Origin of the sequence: Pseudarthrobacter sp. CCNWLW207 (assembly GCF_037203945.1) — a bacterium.
In the GTDB taxonomy this organism is placed as follows: Bacteria; Actinomycetota; Actinomycetes; order Actinomycetales; family Micrococcaceae; genus Arthrobacter.
The window spans coordinates 121006-138525 of the sequence record NZ_JBBCBS010000007.1 but is presented as its reverse complement, the minus strand read 5'-3'; the positions used below and the strand labels follow the sequence as shown (position 1 = coordinate 138525).

Genomic DNA, 17520 nt, shown 5'->3' with positions numbered 1-17520 from the left:
ATGACTGCGACAGAATTCCCTGCCGGCTCCACGCCCGGCGTACGCCTGCCGTCCGCGCCGCCCCTGGCCCTCCTGCTCGACGTCGACGGTCCGGTAGCCAGCCCCGTGACCCGGAACGTGCAGCCCGGGATCATTGCCGACCTCGTTGCGCTGGCCGCCGCAGGAATTCCAGTCATCTTCAACACCGGCCGCTCCGACGCCTTCATCCGGGAACAGGTCATGGACCCCATGATCGCCGCCGGAATACCCTCCGGGACCATCATCCACGCCGTTTGCGAGAAGGGCGCCGTCTGGTTCAGCTACACCGCCGCCGGCCCGGGCCCTATCCATGTTGACCATGAGCTGGCGGTTCCCGGGGCCTACGGCGACGACGTCCGCCGGCTGGTGGCCGAGGACTATTCCGCGCATATGTTCTTCGACGAGACCAAGCGTGCCATGGTCTCCGTGGAGCAGCACATCGAGGTGGACAGCGCTGACTACCTCGCCGAACAAAAGCTCTTTGACGCCGACGCCATGGACCTGATGTCCCGCCACGGCCTGGGCGTGGTCCGGCTGGACCACCACGCACCGAATTCCGACGACGAGGTGGACTACCGTGTGGACCCCACCATCATCTCCACGGACATTGAATCGGTGCGGCTGGGCAAGGACCTGGGGGCCAGCCGTGCGGTGGAACTCCTCGCAGCCCAAGGCATTACGCCGCAGGCCTGGCGGACGGTGGGGGATTCCCGCACCGATTACGCCATGGCAGATTGGCTGCACCACAACGATCACGCGGTCATGCACGTGGACGTCCGCCCCGCGGACGGCGTTCCCCAGAAGCCTTACACCGTCCTGACGGCAGCGGACCTGGGCCTTACGGACGACGTCATCCACGACGACGCCGGCGGAGCTTTCCTGCGCAGTTGGCGCGAGGCGCTCGCGGGCTGAGGCTCCGGGACTGATAGGGCTTCCGGTGCCGGGACTTGTCCGGCCCGAAACCTGCCGTTTCAATGGCAGGGCTATTATGCAAGTAAGAACGCTTACCACTTAGCTGCGGAGAAAACCATTACAGAAACACCGGTTCAGGATGAAATCTACTACGGCGGCCAGGCGTCCGTAGAAACAGGTGCCCATCCGGAGGTGACATCGCCTGCCGCTGAAGCGCGCCTCAAGCACCGTCCCGACGTCGTCCGGCACAAGGGCAGGTATGCCCTGATCAACCACAACCGGACGCCCTACCAGGCGATGGTGGAGGACCTGCTGTTCCTGCGCAATGTACTGGCCGGAGCCGGGCTGGACTACCTCCTGGTCCGTGGCAACAGCGACCGCCCAGTCATTGCGCTGGATTGGAAGGACAGGAAAAAGCTGCGGGCCGCCCTGGTGGAGGCCTGCCGCAATGAACCGGTCTATTCCATGACCGTGGACGCGAAAAAGAAATCCTCGGTGCTGGTGGCCGACGGCGAGCTCTCCCCCAACCGCCAGGCCCGGATCTTCCGCCTGTACCGTCCCCGTGTCGAACCGGATGGCGGCTTCGAGTTCGGTTCCTCCGCGGGGGTCCAGATTGAGCTGTGGAGCTTCGGGGGCGACCAGCTGATCCTGCCCATCGAGAATTCCCTGACACGCCGTACCATGCTGACCCAGGACGCCGTCCGTGGAACGGTGGAACGGTACGGGCACACCTGGCCGACGATCGAGAACATGTTCGCTGACCACGCCAGCGACATCAGCTTCGACATTGACCTGGTGTTCTCCTGGGTGGACGGCAGCTCCCCCGAATACATCGCTGCACGCCGTGCCCAGCAGCAAGGCGTTGTTCTCGGCGAAGGCGATGACCATGAGGCCCGCTTCCGGCAAATCAACGAACTCAAGTACGCCCTGCGCTCGGTCTACATGTTCGCGCCTTGGATCCGCCGCATCTTCATCGCCACCGACTCCCCCGCGCCTGAGTGGCTCGCCGAGCACCCGTCGGTGACCATTGTCCGCAGCGAAGAGTTCTTCTCCGATCCCTCGGTCCTGCCCACGCACAACTCGCAGGCCGTGGAATGCCAACTCCACAACATCGACGGGCTCTCAGAGCACTTCCTGTACTCCAATGACGACATGTTCTTCGGCCGCCCGGTCGGTCCGGACATGTTCTTCACTCCCGGCGGCATCACCAAATTCATTGAAGCCGAAACGCGGATCGGACTCGGCGAGAACGCCGCCGAACGCAGCGGGTTCGAAAACGCCGCACGCGTAAACCGGAAGCTGCTGTGGAACCGCTTCGGACGGATCACCACGCGCCACCTTGAGCACACGGCTGCCCCGCTGCGTCGCAGCGTGGTGGCCCGTATGGAGCGGGAGTTCCCGGAGGAGTTCCGCAAGACGGCGGCCAGCAGGTTCCGCGCCGCGGACAACATTTCGGTGACCAATTCCTTCTACCACTACTACGCCTTGCTCACGGGCCGGGCGGTCACCCAGACGGCAGCCAGGGTGCGCTACGTGGACACCACCATGCGGGCCGGGTTGAACTACCTGCCCAAGCTGCTGGCCAAGCGCAATATGGACTTCTTCTGCCTGAATGACGGCAGTTTCCCGGAAGTCCCAGCCGACGAGCGGGCGGAACTGGTGACCGATTTCCTGGAGAAGTACTACCCCATCAAGGCGCCCTGGGAGATCTGAGGCCGCCCGTGGCCCAGGCCTGCGGCTCCCGCTAGCTCCTGGATCCGAGTCCGACCTTGAGGGTTCCGGCGGTCTTTGCTTTCTCGGGGATGCGGACTCCCGCGGCGGCCAGGCGCGCTGCCGTCATTTCAGGCGCAACGTACTCGCCCACAGTGGGCGTGCTGCCCAGCGGGACCACCGAGTGGACAATGGTGTGCTCGTAGACGTGGACCAGGTTGAACGCCTGGCCGCCGTCCCGGCCCCGTGTTCCGCCGGCCGCCACGTTAAGGTCCTGGGTGTAGCAGGTCGCCGAAGCCACCGAGACGGGAATTCCGGCGAAGCTTGCAGTGGTTGAGTAATGCAAATGCCCGGCGAGGATGGTGCGGACGTCGGAGTTTCGGACCACTGCCTCCAGGCTCGCTTGGTCGCGCAGTTCCACCAGCACTGAGAGATCCAGGACGGACGGGACCGGCGGGTGGTGGAGCGCCAGGATGGTGCCGTCCGGCGCGGGGGTGTCCAACTGGCTGGCCAGCCAGTCCAGCTGGGATTCGCTCAGCTCCCCGTGGTGGTATCCCGGCACGGACGTATCCATGGTGATCACGCGCAGGCCGTTGATGAAGTAGCTGTGGTCCACGGGGGCGTCGTTCGCTGGCTGGTCCAGCAGCCCCGCCCGGAAGTTGGCACGGTTGTCGTGGTTTCCCATGGCCCAGATGACCTTGGCGCCCATGTCTTCGCAGGCAGGATCAACGATTGCACGCAATTTTGCGTAGGCGTCAGGGTCGCCCTTGTCCGCGAGGTCACCTGTGAAGATGACGGCCTCCGGCCGTGCCCCGGATGCCCGGACCTCGTCGAAAAGCTGGATGAGCTTGGCTTCGCTGTCTACTGCGCCATATAGGGGGTCTGGACCTCCCATCAGGTGGGGGTCGCTCAGGTGGAGTAGGAAGTGGCGTGGCCGGGGGTGCTCGGCCTCGATGTGCTCCATTGCTGCCTTTGTGGTCGGTGGGAAACGGCGTTTCCCTTCTACCCATCAGTAATCTTTATCCAACCAGACATTCGGCAAATTTTGGGTAAATTGCCGAGGCCATCTTGGAAAAAGATCAAAGAATTACGTTCCGTAATGCCCGCTCGGGTCTTCTTGAACATTAGAGGCCACCAATGCCGATTCAATGGCATCAATGATTTCTGCGGAGTCCGGCTCGACGGTCGGTGCCAAGCGTGCCACTACCTCGCCGTCGCGGTTCACCAGGAACTTCTCGAAGTTCCATTTCACCAGTCCGGGCAGCACGCTGGTCTTGAATTTTGTCAGTTCCGCGTACAGCGGATGCTGGTCCTTGCCCCGGACGTTGGCCTTGGCCGTGAGCGGGAAGGTCACACCGAAGTTCCGCTCGCAGAACTCGGCGATCTCGCCGTCGGTGCCGGGTTCCTGGCCGGCGAACTGGTTGCACGGGACTCCGAGGATCTCGAAGCCGCGGTCCCGAAACTTCTCGTAAACCGTCTCAAGTCCGGCGTATTGGGGCGTGAAACCGCAATGTGACGCCACGTTCACCACCAGGACTACGTTTCCCTTGAACCGGCCGAAGCGGGTCTCGGTACCGTCGTTGAGCGTGAGGGGAATGGTGTGGAGGGAAGTCACAGCGCCGTCCTTGAAGGGTTGGTCATGCGGGTGATTCGTTGCCAACCATCAAGGGTACGGGTGGAATCTGGGAGTTCTCTGGGTCTCTACGGCGCAGGCTTCGTCACCGTGGGCGTTGGAGCCGTGGCCGTAGATGCAGTGGGCGTTATCTTCGGCGCCGTTGGCTCAGTTGGGGTGGGTGCCTCAGCCGAGGATTCGATCGCCGTTGGCTCGGCCGGGGTTGCCGTGGCTTTCAGCGTTGGCCAGGACGGACTCGGGGTCGAGGAGGTGGGCGTCGGGGACGAAGGAACGGTCGCCGCAGGGGTGGTTCCTGTGGGCACCGGCGTCGGTGATGTCCCCGTGGGAGCGGGCGACGAGGTGCCCGTCGTCGTTGGCGTGGGCGAGGCGCTGCCGGTGCCGGACGGGGAGGACGACGTCGGCGAGGTTGGCACGGACGGTGAGGGAGCCGCCGTCGTGGTTGGCGTAGCCGTGGTTGTGTTTGTCGGTGTCGCCGTGGGCGACCCTGACGGTGCCGGCGTCGATGTTGGCGACGCAGTGGCTGTGTTTGCAGTTCCCGGGGTGGACCCTGCCGCGGGTTCCGGTTCCGGCGCCTCAGCCAGTTCCTGTTCACCGTTGAGGACGGTGTGGGAGTGGTCCGCGGCGACCGGGATGGCCCAGCGCTGACCCTCCGAAGCACTCGATGCCTTGCCGTCGTAACTGACCATCGCGATGTCCTCCAGCGCGTCCACCTGGCGGGTGGGCAGCAGCGTCCAGTTCAGGGGGCTGGTGTGCTTGCCGCGAAGGATTGTTTCGAAATGCAGGTGGCAGCCCGTGGACCATCCGGTAGTACCCACCCGCGCAATGACCTGGCCCACCTGGACGGAGTCCCCTGCCCGGACCGCGATCGCCTCCAAATGGTTGTACGTGGTGATCAGCCCGTTGCCGTGGTCGATCTCCACCCGGTTGCCGCCGCCCCACGGATGCCAGCCGGCGGCGCGGACAACACCGGCGTCGGCCGCATAGACCCTGGTGCCACAGCCTGCCGCATAGTCCTGGCCGAGGTGGAAGTCCCCTGCCGCTCCAGAGAGGGGGCTGATCCGGTAGCCAAAGGGCGAACTCTGCCTGAGGACTTCAAGGGGCGCCATCAGGGACCCCTCCGGAGGTCGTTTGAGCCCGGCGGAGGCAACGTTCAGCTCGGCGCGTCCATCCTTGGCGACAGTAGTGATAATCGTCCGGCTGAACGGGACCAGGGCCCTGCTGTCCGTGAGGAAACCACCTCCGAGCCCGGGAAGGCTGACACTGCCGGCCGGTGACGCCGGCTTCCCCGCTTGGAGAGGGGCGCCAGGAAATCCCAAGGCAAAAAAGGACACGGCAACAACAACACTCGCGGCCATTGCGCGAACCGCCACAGCGCAGGGGCCCGCAGACTCCTTGTCGCGGCCGGATCCCCAATGATTGCCCACTCGTTGACTCCCGGGTTGGCCCGTCAGACCCCAGATCTCCGAACGGGCTTACCCCATCATGGGACCACAAAGCCCGGAGCCTGTGAACCCCGGCACGGCAGACTGCGGATTTTTTGTGGATATGCGCGTGCATCCGCTGCCCGACGGGCTGTGAGTAAGAATGGTGATATGCGCAATCTCCTCAGGGAATGGCAGGGGGAACTCAAACGCGTGTTCACCGGCAGCCCTGACGTACTGCCCGCCTGGGTTCCGCGGTTGGCGGAGGGAAACGACGCCGGCTATCACCTGCCCGGCTCGGCTGTCTGGGCGGTGCATGGCTCCATGACACCCATCGTGGCCGGCATCCGCGCGCTCCTGATGCAGGCTCTGCACCCGGCCGCGTTGGCGGGAATCCTCGAGCACTCCGACTTCCGCGAAGATCCGTTGCGCCGGCTGGCCCGCACCATCCGGTGGATTTTCACCGTCACCTACGGCTCAAGGGCCGCCGCAGACGAAGCCACCGCCCGTGTCCGCCAACTGCACGAGCCCGTCCACGGAAACTACATGGACGGGCGCGGTACGGAGCGACATTACTCAGCGAATGATCCGGAGGCTGCCCGCTGGGTCCACCTGGCATTCGTCGATGCCTTCCTCACGGCCCACAAGATCTGGGGACGCGAAATCCCCGGCGGCCCTGATGCCTACGTCCGCGAGTGGGCCCAGGCCGGGCGGCTGATGGGGGTTGAGGATCCACCGCTCACGGAAGCCGACATGCACCGGCAGCTGGACCGTTGGTATGAAAGCGGGGAGTTGCTGTCTGACAGCAGGGTCGCCGAGACTGTCGAATTCATTCGCCACCCGCCCCTGCACCCGCTCCTGCGCCCGGGCTATCAAGTGGTGTTTGCCGGCGCCGTCTACAGCCTCGACCCCAGGTACCGGCAGATGCTGGGGCTCCGGAAGGCGCGGCTGGGCCCGTTCCCCCTGCCAGTAAAGCTGGCAACCGGGGTGACTCTCGGCGTCGTGCATCTGGCCCTGGGGCGCGGGCCGGGACCAAGCGAGCAGGCGGCCCGGCAGCGGCTCCGAAGGCTGGGCCACACCCCCGGCTGACGGGGCAAGGCTGGTAGTCCCGACACTCATGGGGCGAAGTGACTGCAGTTCTCGGGAATGCAAAAACCCGGCCCTGACATGGTCAGGACCGGGTTTTTGGCTGGCGGAGAATGGGGGATTTGAACCCCCGAGGGCGTTAACCCAACACGCGTTCCAGGCGTGCGCCATAGGCCGCTAGGCGAATTCTCCAGCTGCTTCTGAATCAAAAGCAGACACTAGACTACCTGAACTTTTCAGCAACGCCCAATTGGCCTCAGGTGGGTGCCCGTTAACGTCAAAATGGACGCCCCCAATGCGCCCATTCCTCCGGAACACCGTTGAGCTGCCGGGTCCGGCCCTCCAGCCAGGCCCCGCAGCTCACAATCTTGAGATTGCCCCAATCGGTGTACATACCCATACTCGGGCCTGCCCGCCGGATAAGCAATGAATTATGCCTCCCATTACCTTCGGCGCCTTTGGCACGATGGAGCCATGACACAGCTCCACACCCTGGTTGCCTACGTTCCCCGGACCCATACGCACGCAGTCCTGGCCGCGATCGGCGACGCCGGGGCAGGCCGGATCGGAAACTACTCCCACTGCTCTTTCGTCACGGCCGGGACCGGGCGCTTCACGCCGCGGGCAGGGGCCACACCCTTTCTTGGAGACCTGGACCGGCCCACCGAGGTCGCTGAGGACAGGATCGAATGCGTGGTCGAGGCCGCCGTGCTGGACGCGGTGGTGTTGGCCCTGCGCGCCGCCCACCCCTATGAGGAGCCCGCCCTCATGAGCTGGCCGGTGGACGGGTGGCCTAGCGAATAAGGCCGGTTCGAGGCACGCGAAAAGTTCGGGTAAACTGATCTGCGGCCCCTCATGTGGCGTCATCCTGTTGAACTCCCCCAGGACCGGAAGGTAGCAAGGGTAGACGGGCTCTGGCGGGTGCATGGGGGGTCTTTACTATTCCCCCGCTGGGTGGCCGCCCAGGATCATGATTGTCAGCCCGGATTGGTAGGGTTTTCTCTGTGACTGTTACAACCGCCCTATACCGCAGATACCGTCCGGATTCCTTCGCTGACGTTATCGGGCAGGAACATGTCACGGAGCCGCTGATGACGGCCCTGCGGAAGAACCGGGTCAACCACGCCTACCTCTTCTCAGGTCCCCGCGGTTGCGGAAAAACCACGTCCGCCCGCATCCTCGCCCGCTGCCTCAACTGTGCCCAGGGCCCCACTGACACCCCGTGCGGCGTCTGCCCCAGCTGTATTGAACTGGCCCGCGGCGGCTCCGGCTCCCTTGACGTCATCGAGATCGACGCCGCCAGCCACGGTGGCGTCGATGACGCCCGCGACCTCCGCGAACGGGCCACCTACGCCCCGGTCCGGGACCGCTACAAAATCTTCATCATCGACGAGGCCCACATGGTCACCTCGGCGGGGTTCAACGCCCTGCTCAAGATCGTGGAAGAGCCTCCGGAGCACATCAAGTTCATCTTCGCCACCACCGAGCCTGACAAAGTCATCGGCACTATCCGGTCCCGCACCCACCACTATCCTTTCCGGCTGGTTCCCCCGGAGCCGCTCATGGCCTACCTGGAACTGCTGTGCCGGCAGGAAAACGTCCCGGTGGCTCCGGGGGTCCTGTCCTTGGTGATCCGGGCCGGCGCAGGCTCGGTCCGGGACTCGCTCTCCGTCCTGGACCAGCTGATGGCCGGAGCCGGGCAGAACGGCCTTGACTACGAGCTCGCCGTCGCCCTCCTGGGCTACACCCATGCCTCACTGCTGGATGACGTCGTCGAGGCAGTGGCTGCCGCCGACGCCGCAACGGTCTTCCGCGCCGTGGACCGCGTGATCCAGACCGGCCACGATCCCCGCCGCTTCGTCGAAGACCTGCTCGAACGCTTCCGCGACCTCATCATTGTCCAGGCCATGCCCGAAAGCGCCCAGACCATCCTGCGAGGCATGCCGGCGGACCAGATCGCACGGCTGCAGAACCAGGCGCACAACCTGGGAGCAGCTGAACTCTCACGCGCCGCGGATGTCACCAACACCGCACTGACCGAGATGACAGGTGCCACGTCCCCGCGGCTCCACCTCGAACTGCTGTGCGCGCGCATTCTGCTGCCCAGCTCAGAACAGACCGAACGCGGCATTGCCGCCCGGATCGACCGCGTGGAGCGGCGCCTCAGCTACGCCGGGAACGACGTCGGTGCTCCCGCGCCCGCAGGATCCGCCCAACCGGTGGCCGGGGCTGCTTCTACAGCCACCGCTCCCGCTGCACCGGCGCCCACCCGCTCAGCGGAGGGCGTGCCGGCCGCCGCTGCTTCCCAGGAAATGCCCCCTCAGCAGGTGCAGCGGCCGCAAGCAGCCGAAGCCCGCCAGCCCCTGACGGCACCCCGGGTCAGCACTGGCGACTGGCCCGTGGATGAGCCCTCCAGCGGCCGGACCTCTACAGGCCCCGCAGCAGAAGCCCCCCGCACACCGGTGCAGGAAATACCGGCGCAGCAACCGCCCGTCCAGGAAATACCGGCGCAGCAACCGCCCGTCCAGGAAATGCCAGCGCAGCAGCCGCGGGCGCAGCAGGCTCCCATGCAGCAATCCCCCGCCGCCGCCCCTGTGGCGGAAGCCCGGCCAGCGGAAGCCCCCGCTGCCACCGGACGGCCCGGCGCCGACGTCGAAGTCCTTCGCCGTGCGTGGCCCGAAATCCTCCAGACGTTGTCGAAAATCAAGCGCAGCACCTGGGCGCTGGTGGAACCCAACGCCCAGGTGGCAGCTTTCGACGGCCAGGGACTCACCCTCGCCTTCACCACGTTGGGCCTGGCGGGAGCATTCGGCCGTGCCGACCATTCGGAAAACCTGCGCCAGGCGATCCACAAAACCGTGGGCATTGACTGCCAGATCACCGCCGTCGCGGGCGGCACCAACAGCCCAGCGAGCTCTGAGCCAAACCCAAAAGCGCCCGCTAGCCGGGCAACCCCGGCAACGTCCGCAGATGTCGCCTGGGGGCTCGCCCCCGCAGGCGCTCCCGCCGCCCCGGACAACACCGCGCCCGCACCGGACAATGCCACGTCCAGCGCGGCCGCTGCGCCCACCGCCCAGCCGTCTGCGGTTCCTGCTCCTCCGGCCACGGTTCAGCCGCCGGCGGTTACCGCAGCAACGGTTCCTGCCGCCAAGGTCCCAACGGAACCGGTCCCTTCATCCGCCGAACAGTTTGTTGCTCCGGCGGAAGCTCAGGGAGCACCTATCCGCGCCGCGGCTGCCATGCCAGCGAACGCATCGGTGCAGGCGCCTGGCCCGGTGCCCGCACCGCCGTCGGTGCAGGAGGACGAGGCCGCCGGCACGTACGCCTACTCCGACGACGACTGGGGCCCGCCCCGCGACGAAGATGCCCCGCCCTTGGACGAGGAACCTCCCATGGACTGGGATCCCTCCGCGCCGATGGAACCGCGGCGTACCCCAGCTGGCCCTGCTTCTGACAGCAGTGACCTGCCCGGCGGCAAGCGCGCCCCCAAAACCGCCAAAAAGGCCGGTTCGACGGCGTCAGGCGTCCAGGCCTCTTCAGGTCCGGCTCCCGCAGCCGCCGCGCCTGATCCGTGGACCCGCGCCGTGGAACAGGCGCCGGGTGTCTGGGTTGTTGGCACTGAAACCAACCTCGGCAAGAGCCAGGCTCCTGCCGGAGCGGACACCACGGCTGTCACCACCAGCCCTCCACCTGACTACGAACCCGCCGCGGCACAGATTCCCCAGACGGCTCCAGCTGCCCCGCCTGTGGCCCCAGAGCCTGCAGCGGCCCCGCAAGCGCCCGAAGCAGTGGACGACTGGGGACTTCCAGTGGCCGCATCCGTAGCCGCCCCTTCCTCTCCCGGGCCAGGTGGTTTTGGGCCTTCCACCCCCGGAATCCCCGCCGCTGAACCTGCCGCGGAACCGGTGCGCGAATACGCCATGGCCGCTTCGGCCCCGCAGGCCGCGCCTCCGCAACCCTCTCCTGCAACCACCCCGGCTGCGGCCGCCGCCCGGCAGAGCCTCTACCAGCGGCTGTCCAACAGTCCCGAAGCGGAGGCCGGGCGGGCCAAGGCGCCGTCGCGGGCCGTCGCGGCCGCTGTTCCGGACGTGCAGGATATCCCCAGTGCGGATGACGAAACCATCGAGGAATCGGGTGTCTTCGGGCGCGCCGCCATCGAGCGTATTCTGGGCGGGAAGCTCATCGAGGAGCGCTCCCTGGATGGCAGCCCGCTGCCTCCCCGTTACTGACGGCCCCACAACGGCTCGCCACGTAGCGTGCACCACTGATTCGCCCATCATCCAAGCCAAGCTAAAGAGGAAAACGTGTACGAAGGTGCGGTCCAGGAGCTGATTGATGAGCTTGGACGCCTTCCCGGAGTGGGGCCCAAGTCCGCGCAGCGGCTGGCGTTCCACATCCTCGAAGCCGATCCTCAAGACATGAAACGCCTGGTGGACGCCATCACCACGGTGAAGGAACGCGTGAAATTCTGCACCGTCTGCGGCAACGTGACCGAGCAGGAGCTCTGCAACATCTGCCGGGACGTCCGGCGCGATCCTTCGGTGATTTGCGTGGTCGAGGAGTCCAAGGACGTCCTGGCCGTGGAGCGCACCCGGTCATTCCGCGGCCGCTACCATGTGCTGGGCGGAGCCATCAATCCGATTGCCGGTGTTGGCCCGGAACAGCTCCGGATCCGGGAACTGCTGACCAGGTTGAACGACGGCGCCATCCAGGAGGTCATCATCGCCACCGACCCCAACCTGGAAGGTGAGGCAACGGCCACCTACCTGGCCCGGATGCTGAAGTCCATCGGCATTGTGGTCACCCGCCTCGCATCCGGGCTGCCCGTGGGCGGCGACCTGGAGTACGCGGACGAGGTCACCCTGGGCCGCGCCTTCGAGGGCCGACGCAACGCGCTCAGCTAATGACTGGACAGATGCCATGATCCCGGAAGACATCGTGCCGCTGGTCACCGAGCGGCTCATTCTGCGCTTGGTTGAGGAATCGGATGCCGCTGCCATTCACCGCTTCCGCAGCGACCCGTCCGTCACCCGCTACCTGTCCCACGGTCCCCTCACCGTGGCGGCAAACGGCGAGAGGCTGGCGGAGCTGCTCGCGCTGCGCAAGGCATCCACCGCCGAGTGGTTCAACTACGGCTGGGCCGTCACGCTGCGGGAGTCCGGCGACGTTATTGGTGACGCCCGGACCTGGAACAGCATCGAACTGACCTCCGCCGGGATGCTTTCCCAGGGAAAACTTCCCGCCCGGCACTCGGCTTTGGGTTACGTCCTGCATCCCGACTATCACCGTCAGGGGTACGGCCGCGAGGCTGCCGGGGCATTGGTCGGCTGGCTCTTCTCGGAGCGGAGGATGAACACCATCGTCGCGGGGGCCTATGAACCAAACACTCCATCCATCAAGCTCCTCCAGAGCCTGGGCTTCCAGCAGGACACGGCAGCCCCGGCAGACCGGAAAACGGCCGGCAAGGGCTACCCGCTGCTGAATTTTCGCCTGGACAATCCACAGCAATCAATCGCCTGAACCGCCCCTGCGCCGGGCAGCCAACTGGCCGCCAGCCAGGAAGGCCCCGGCCACGACACCCTGGGTGCCCAGCCCGATCACTTCCAAAGGCATCCGGGCGGTGTCCTTGGTACGCGGCTCGGCGTTGACACAGGGGACTGTCGTACCGTCCGCAGCTTCCTGGAGGGCACCGGGCATCCAGCCCAGACCTTCCTCTCCGGTCTCGCCGCCAGAAGCCAGCATCGCAAACATCACCACGGGGTTGGCCGCCACCAGCCACACGATCCGTTCCGTGTGAAAAACCTCGGCGAGGCCCAGGAGTTCGGTCGAGCACTCATATGCGTCCCGCGTACCGTCGGACCCCCAAACCACATTTATGGCAACCGTGACGGGTTCGTCGGCGCGGACGGCGGGCATCAAGGCCCAAACAGCCACAGCGTTCCCCGCCACAAGGGCTCCAGCCACAGTCCAGCCGACTAGCGCCGCCAACAGTCGGCGGCGGAGCAACGCCGAAACGCCGGCACCGATAGCTCCAAAGACTGCGAACTCCAAGGCGACCACGCCGGCGGACGCGCCAGCCGTGCCGGCAGCTGAGACTCCTGTAATGCCGGCATGCAGCACCAGCACGATCAGTGCGATCGCTGCTACAACGAGCCCCCGCGCGGCGACGGAAAGAAAAGGGGCCAGCGGCCCTGGATCCAGGTCCCCTGGCTGCCTTAGCCCGGACAGCCGCTGGCGTCCCAGGAGTCCCCAATGCACCGCAAGGAGGGCCGAGGACGCGGGCATCAGGGCAGCAGCGAGCAAATGGCTAAACCACCGGGCCTCTTCCGGCTGCATTTCGGCAGGGGCGGCGGCCACGCCAAGGAGCGCCAGGGCGAAAAGAGAAGTGGCAAGCGGCACGGCCACAGCCACCAGCCAGAACCGCACGGCCCGGAAGGATGCCAGCAAGTCCCCTACTGCCAGGCTGAGTGCCACCCGTGCGAGGCCGGCGGGCTGAGGCGCCCAGTCGGCGTCGTCCTCGCTCCCTAGAGTTCCGGAATTCCAGCCGGGACCAATGGCCTCATAGACAGGCTCCTCGCTGGTTCGGTCCGCATGCTGCCGTTCGTCCTCAGCCACAGTTCGAAGCCCCACATCCGATGGACAGCCCCAGCCCCGGCGGACGCCGGCGGGTTCGCCGGCTGATCCCATCCTGATCCGCCGGGCAGGCCCTGTCCAGAGGAGAAGTCAGGCTATGCGGGTTCCCCGCGCCAGCCTGTGGGCCGGTGTCCGCAGCGAACGCCAGCCCAGCCACAGCAGCAGGCCGGCCAGCACCAGTTGCAAGCCGAGCCCAAGCGGCCACAGAGGCGTTTGCTGGGCAAGATAGCGTGACTTCACCTCGCCATTGGCGCAGGGGTAGGTCCCCTCCGGGCCCGCCATGGCGTACCGCGCTCCTTGGCTGACGTTCTCGATGGCTCCGACGGAGGTAAAGCCTTGCTCTCCCGTCCGCACGGGATAAGGAATGGCGTCAGCCACCACCACGTACGGGTTCATTGCCAGGAACCAGGCCACACGCTCGGTACGCGGGGCCGGCTGCTCGCGCAGCGGCCCGGCACAGGTGTATTCCGGCTCCACGGGCCCGTTGCTGAGCGGCTGGTACTGGCGGTACTCCGGCTGGTTGGCCATGATGGTTCCCTGCGTGAGGCCCATTCCCAGCCCGAAGGCGATCAGCGTGCCGATCACCAGTCCCGCCACCGCCAGGTACGTCACCACGATGGAAAACAACGGCCGCCCTGCCAGCGCCGAGATCCCCACGCCGACGGCGCAGACGACTCCCACCTCAACAGCCAGCATCAGCAACGCCACGACGACGTGCCCGGGCGTCATGCCGCCGAGCGCCACCCCGATCACCAGGAACGGCGTGCTGGCAACGAGGAAGGCAAGCGCCGCGAACCACGCCGCGAAGAACTTGCCCCAAAGTATCTGTCCGGGCCGCAGCAGCGTCACCTGCAGGATGGCCAGCGTGCCTCCCGCGCGGTCACCGTTGACGGCATTCGCGGACAGCGCCGGAGCCACCAAAAGCGCGAAGAGCAGCACAAATGCCAGCACGACTTCAAAGATCATGGACCCCGGGCCGGTTTGCTCCGGCACGTAGTCCGAATACGAGCGTTGCGCAGCCTGGGTGGCGTTCCAGCTGGCCCACGTCAGCCACGTCACCAGGCCGGTCAGGAGAAACCAGATGGCCAGCATGATGTACCAACCGCGGGAGCGGAGGCGCTGTTTCAGTTCCAGGACTACTACGTCCTTGATGCCGGCGGCGTAGCCAGCTGCACGGCCGGTTACGGCGGTTTGCTGTTGTGTGTCGGTCACCTGGCTCATCGCCGCTCCCCCTCGAGATTCATGTAGGTCTCTTCCAGGGCACCCGAAGCGGGCGCGAAAGAGCTGACCGGGACGCCGGCGAGCACGAGCTCGCGCAGGAGCCGCGCGGCGTCGTCGTCGTTCAGGAGCAGCAGGCTCACCGCCGGGCGGCGGCCATCCCCTACCCGGAAGGCAAGCCCCAATTCTGTGAGTTTCGCTGCCAGCGCCCCGCCGTCAGTGGCTGAGATCGCGTACCGGCGCCCGGCGGCATGGGCCTCTTCCGTGGTTTGCTGCCTGACGGTGCGGCCCTTATTAACAAAGACGGCGCCGTCGGCAATTTCGTCCAGTTCGCTCAGGACGTGGGAGGAGACCACCACGGCCTTCCCTTCCTGCGCCAGCTGGCGCAGCATGATCCGCAGTTCAACGCGGGACCCCGGATCGAGGCCGGACGCCGGCTCGTCGAGGAGAAGAACCGACGGGTCGTGGATCAGGGCGCGTGCCAGGCTGAGCCGCTGCTGCTGGCCGCGTGAGAGCACGCGGGCCGGCTGGTCGGCGAGGTCGGCCAGCCGCACACGGTCCAGCATCTCCACGACGCGCCCGCCAATTCCTGCGGCGGGAAGCCGGTAGAAACGGGCCATCTGGGTCAGGATCTCGCGCGCAGTCAGGGACTCCCACACGCCAAGCGTGTCAGGCATCCAGCCGATCCTGCTGCGGACCGCGGCCCGGTCCCGCTGCGGGTCGAGGCCGCCCACGCTGACGGTGCCGGAGTCCGGCGCCAGCAGTGATGCCAGCATCAGCAGCAGCGTCGTTTTGCCGGCCCCGTTGGGACCGATCAGCGCGGTCACCTTACCCGCCGGAGCATGGAAGTCCATGTGCTCAACGGCGTGCACCTGCCCGAACTTCCGGCTGACGGCGGTGGCTGTTATGCCGCCCGCGGGCAACTCTTCCGGCAGCGCCGGGCCTCCGGTCGAATCTTCTTCTATTGCCATTTCCTGCGCACCTGTCCCCCAAGTCTCTGCATGCATACTGACTATCTGAGCGTACGCCCGCAGTATTGCTTCCGGTGTCCACCCCAAGGCGGAGATTCGGTCACAATTCAACGCCGGGCGGCGGCGGCGATAAACTGGGCTGAACAAGTCACGCCGTTGCGCCGAAAGGGCGCCTGGCCGCCAGAACTCCGATTGATTCAGTGAAGGTACGCGCATGAGTACGCCCACTACCGAAGTGCACACCGCAGCCCAGCCGCAGGAGCGGTCCGACGGCGGTGCCGTCACCAAGCAGCTGATTGTCCAGAAGTTCGGCGGCTCCTCCGTTGCGGACGCCGAGGGCATCAAGCGGGTAGCCCGGCGCGTGGTTGATGCCCAGCAGGCCGGCAACGAAGTGGTGGTCGTTGTGTCCGCCATGGGCGACACCACCGACGAGCTGCTGGACCTCGCCGGCCAGGTCACCGATTCCGCCCCCGCCCGCGAAATGGACATGCTGCTGTCCGCCGGCGAGCGTATCTCCATGGCCCTGCTGGCGATGGCGATCAACAAGTTTGGTGCTTCGGCCCAGTCCTTCACCGGATCCCAGGCTGGCATGATCACCGACGGCATCCATGGCAAGGCCCGGATCATCGACGTCGACCCGCACCGCATCCGTACGTCGCTGGACAAGGGACACATCGCCATTGTGGCCGGGTTCCAGGGCATGAGCAGGACCACCAACGAGATCACCACCCTGGGCCGCGGCGGCTCGGACACCACTGCGGTGGCCTTGGCCGCAGCACTGGAAGCCGATGTCTGCGAGATCTACACCGATGTCGACGGGATCTACACCGCAGACCCCCGTGTGGTGCCCGCCGCCCAGAAGATCGACACCATTTCCAGCGAGGAAATGTTGGAGCTTGCCGCCTCGGGTGCCAAGATCCTGCACCTGCGCTGCGTCGAGTACGCCCGCAGGTTCGGCGTGCCCCTGCACGTCAGGTCCTCATTCAGCCAGCACGAAGGCACCTGGGTCATCCCCAGCGCCGAAGACAAGATCACCACTCAAGAGGGAGTTGCCTTGGAGCAGCCAATCATCTCCGGCGTTGCGCACGACCGTTCCGAAGCCAAAGTCACCGTGGTGGGTGTTCCGGACATCCCCGGCAAGGCCGCCGCGATCTTCCAGGTCATCGCCGACGCCCACTCCAACATCGACATGATCGTCCAGAACGTCTCGACGCACGGCACCGGACGGACCGACATCTCCTTCACGCTGCCCATCGTTGAAGGCGCGGATGCGCTGGCCGCGCTGAAGGCGGCGCAGGCCGAAATCGGCTTCGAAAACATCGAATACAACGAACAGATCGGCAAGCTGTCGCTGATCGGGGCGGGCATGCGTTCACACCCGGGTGTTTCCGCAACCTTCTTCAAGGCGCTGTCCGCTGCCGGAATCAACATCAATATGATCTCAACCTCCGAGATCCGTATCTCGGTAGTCACGCACGCTGACCTGCTCGACGATGCCGTGCGCGCCATCCACAAGGCGTTCGACCTCGACAGTGAGAGCGAAGCCACCGTGTACGGCGGAACGGGCCGCTAGGCGCGCGCCCTCAGAGGCCCCAAGCGCTCAAAAAGGAGCCGCCCCGCGCAGCATGTGCGGGGCGGCTTTTGAGGTTACAGGCCCGAGCTGGTCACTTATTCAGGTCTTCACGCCGGACCGCATAGTGGTGGCCTTCGGAATCGGTTTCCACTTCGAAGTGGGAAAGATCCTCGTCGGAGGCCTGCTCGAACTCATCATGCTTGTGAACTACCGGCGCGTCCGGATCCAGGCGGGTCGCAGGTCCAAAGACAAACCGTAACCGGTCGGTCACGTTCATAAAGCGGGTGAGTGCATGCGCCATATTTTCCACCCCCTTCCCACGTCCCGGGCGAAAGTCCCCTGGTC

At 65.9% G+C, this 17520-nt stretch carries 15 protein-coding genes, 1 tRNA gene and 1 other RNA gene; 9 read left to right on the top strand and 8 right to left on the bottom strand.

All coding sequences use genetic code 11. The features are described 5' to 3' along the window. Together V9L17_RS13990 and V9L17_RS13985 are read left to right on the top strand one after the other, a co-directional pair. Positions 1-930: a hypothetical protein gene (locus V9L17_RS13990; RefSeq protein WP_337351860.1), complete on the top strand. Its 930-nt coding sequence runs from the start codon at positions 1-3 to the stop codon at positions 928-930. Between the two features lie 297 nt (positions 931-1227). Beyond that, entirely contained in the window at positions 1228-2643 is a 1416-nt protein-coding gene (locus V9L17_RS13985) for a stealth family protein (protein WP_376044730.1), read from the top strand. Between the two features lie 31 nt (positions 2644-2674). On the opposite strand, the gene V9L17_RS13980 is transcribed toward V9L17_RS13985, so the two are convergent. The 3 genes from V9L17_RS13980 to V9L17_RS13970 all read right to left on the bottom strand — a co-directional run bounded on the left by V9L17_RS13980 (position 2675) and on the right by V9L17_RS13970 (position 5628). After that, on the bottom strand, positions 2675-3604 hold the full coding sequence (locus V9L17_RS13980; RefSeq protein ID WP_337351858.1) for a phosphodiesterase: 930 nt from the start codon (positions 3602-3604) through the stop codon (positions 2675-2677). 123 nt (positions 3605-3727) lie between these two features. After that, positions 3728-4255, bottom strand: a complete 528-nt coding sequence (locus V9L17_RS13975; RefSeq protein WP_337351857.1) for a glutathione peroxidase — start codon at positions 4253-4255, stop codon at positions 3728-3730. Between the two features lie 86 nt (positions 4256-4341). Then, positions 4342-5628 carry a M23 family metallopeptidase gene (locus V9L17_RS13970; RefSeq protein WP_337351856.1) on the bottom strand — a complete coding sequence of 429 codons (1287 nt, stop codon included), beginning with the start codon at positions 5626-5628 and terminating at the stop codon, positions 4342-4344. Between the two features lie 237 nt (positions 5629-5865). Here V9L17_RS13970 and V9L17_RS13965 point away from each other — a divergent pair, with 237 nt between their 5' ends. Then, a complete protein-coding gene (locus V9L17_RS13965; protein ID WP_337351855.1) occupies positions 5866-6783 on the top strand; it encodes an oxygenase MpaB family protein in 918 nt (305 codons plus the stop codon). A gap of 101 nt (positions 6784-6884) precedes the next feature. On the opposite strand, the gene V9L17_RS13960 is transcribed toward V9L17_RS13965, so the two are convergent. Continuing rightward, positions 6885-6972: transfer RNA gene (locus tag V9L17_RS13960), tRNA-Ser, on the bottom strand. Between the two features lie 282 nt (positions 6973-7254). Between V9L17_RS13960 and V9L17_RS13955 the strand changes: the two genes are divergently transcribed. The 5 genes from V9L17_RS13955 to V9L17_RS13935 all read left to right on the top strand — a co-directional run bounded on the left by V9L17_RS13955 (position 7255) and on the right by V9L17_RS13935 (position 12300). Next, a complete protein-coding gene (locus V9L17_RS13955) occupies positions 7255-7584 on the top strand; it encodes a hypothetical protein (RefSeq protein WP_337351854.1) in 330 nt (109 codons plus the stop codon). 40 nt (positions 7585-7624) lie between these two features. Beyond that, an RNA gene (gene ffs / locus V9L17_RS13950) (signal recognition particle sRNA small type) lies at positions 7625-7721 on the top strand. A 63-nt stretch (positions 7722-7784) separates the two neighbouring features. Then, positions 7785-11009, top strand: a complete 3225-nt coding sequence (locus tag V9L17_RS13945; protein WP_337351853.1) for a DNA polymerase III subunit gamma and tau — start codon at positions 7785-7787, stop codon at positions 11007-11009. Between the two features lie 75 nt (positions 11010-11084). Then, on the top strand, positions 11085-11684 hold the full coding sequence (gene recR, locus V9L17_RS13940; RefSeq protein WP_337351852.1) for a recombination mediator RecR: 600 nt from the start codon (positions 11085-11087) through the stop codon (positions 11682-11684). A gap of 16 nt (positions 11685-11700) precedes the next feature. Next, positions 11701-12300, top strand: a complete 600-nt coding sequence (locus tag V9L17_RS13935; protein ID WP_337351851.1) for a GNAT family N-acetyltransferase — start codon at positions 11701-11703, stop codon at positions 12298-12300. Here V9L17_RS13935 and V9L17_RS13930 read toward each other — a convergent pair. The 3 genes from V9L17_RS13930 to V9L17_RS13920 form a co-directional block, all read right to left on the bottom strand. Next, positions 12289-13410: a hypothetical protein gene (locus V9L17_RS13930; protein ID WP_337351850.1), complete on the bottom strand. Its 1122-nt coding sequence runs from the start codon at positions 13408-13410 to the stop codon at positions 12289-12291. The genes V9L17_RS13935 and V9L17_RS13930 overlap by 12 nt on opposite strands. 93 nt (positions 13411-13503) lie before the next feature. Then, entirely contained in the window at positions 13504-14634 is a 1131-nt protein-coding gene (locus V9L17_RS13925) for an ABC transporter permease (protein ID WP_337351849.1), read from the bottom strand. Further along, positions 14631-15602 carry an ABC transporter ATP-binding protein gene (locus tag V9L17_RS13920; RefSeq protein WP_337346965.1) on the bottom strand — a complete coding sequence of 324 codons (972 nt, stop codon included), beginning with the start codon at positions 15600-15602 and terminating at the stop codon, positions 14631-14633. Before V9L17_RS13920 ends, V9L17_RS13925 begins: the two co-directional genes overlap by 4 nt. 214 nt (positions 15603-15816) lie before the next feature. Here V9L17_RS13920 and V9L17_RS13915 point away from each other — a divergent pair, with 214 nt between their 5' ends. Continuing rightward, positions 15817-17175: an aspartate kinase gene (locus V9L17_RS13915; protein ID WP_337346966.1), complete on the top strand. Its 1359-nt coding sequence runs from the start codon at positions 15817-15819 to the stop codon at positions 17173-17175. Between the two features lie 91 nt (positions 17176-17266). Here the strand turns inward: V9L17_RS13915 and V9L17_RS13910 are convergent, their stop codons facing one another. Continuing rightward, entirely contained in the window at positions 17267-17476 is a 210-nt protein-coding gene (locus V9L17_RS13910) for a hypothetical protein (RefSeq protein WP_337346967.1), read from the bottom strand. Positions 17477-17520 lie beyond the last annotated feature (44 nt).

Coding starts and splice junctions, on each gene's coding strand:
- V9L17_RS13990 (WP_337351860.1), top strand. CDS start 1: ATGACTGCGACAGAATTCCCTGCCGGCTCCACGCCCGGCGTACGCCTG.
- V9L17_RS13985 (WP_376044730.1), top strand. CDS start 1,228: ATGGTGGAGGACCTGCTGTTCCTGCGCAATGTACTGGCCGGAGCCGGG.
- V9L17_RS13980 (WP_337351858.1), bottom strand. CDS start 3,604: ATGGAGCACATCGAGGCCGAGCACCCCCGGCCACGCCACTTCCTACTC.
- V9L17_RS13970 (WP_337351856.1), bottom strand. CDS start 5,628: ATGGCCGCGAGTGTTGTTGTTGCCGTGTCCTTTTTTGCCTTGGGATTT.
- V9L17_RS13965 (WP_337351855.1), top strand. CDS start 5,866: ATGCGCAATCTCCTCAGGGAATGGCAGGGGGAACTCAAACGCGTGTTC.
- V9L17_RS13955 (WP_337351854.1), top strand. CDS start 7,255: ATGACACAGCTCCACACCCTGGTTGCCTACGTTCCCCGGACCCATACG.
- V9L17_RS13935 (WP_337351851.1), top strand. CDS start 11,701: ATGATCCCGGAAGACATCGTGCCGCTGGTCACCGAGCGGCTCATTCTG.
- V9L17_RS13925 (WP_337351849.1), bottom strand. CDS start 14,634: ATGAGCCAGGTGACCGACACACAACAGCAAACCGCCGTAACCGGCCGT.
- V9L17_RS13920 (WP_337346965.1), bottom strand. CDS start 15,602: ATGGCAATAGAAGAAGATTCGACCGGAGGCCCGGCGCTGCCGGAAGAG.
- V9L17_RS13915 (WP_337346966.1), top strand. CDS start 15,817: ATGAGTACGCCCACTACCGAAGTGCACACCGCAGCCCAGCCGCAGGAG.
- V9L17_RS13910 (WP_337346967.1), bottom strand. CDS start 17,476: ATGGCGCATGCACTCACCCGCTTTATGAACGTGACCGACCGGTTACGG.